Below are 292 nucleotides of genomic sequence, written 5' to 3' on the forward strand. Positions count from 1 at the left end.
AGGATATATATGAAGATGGTTCTTTTTTGACATCAAAAGACTATGTAGATGAAGAGGGTAGAGTTTTAATTCCAAAAAGAACAGTAATTCAGAGAGATACAACAAGTGAGGAAAAATACAGCATGTTAAAAGCAGAGAATACAAATATGCAAGAAATTATTGACCAATTATTAATTGATTGTTTAATGGGTGGTGAATAATTTGTTTGAGAGACTAAAAATATTGTATAAGAAAGATAAAGTTAATGAAGATGGATTAGCAAAAGCAGTAAATAAAAAATGGATTACACAGG

Annotated in this window: 1 protein-coding gene; it reads left to right on the forward strand. The window is 28.4% G+C overall.

Features of this window, described 5'->3' with window-relative positions:
* Positions 1-200, forward strand: a 200-nt coding sequence (locus ACX6CF_RS26550) for a hypothetical protein (protein ID WP_458788389.1), incomplete at its 5' end; no start/stop codon positions are given.
* Positions 201-292 lie beyond the last annotated feature (92 nt).

It is taken from the genome of Vallitalea sediminicola (genome assembly GCF_054408565.1).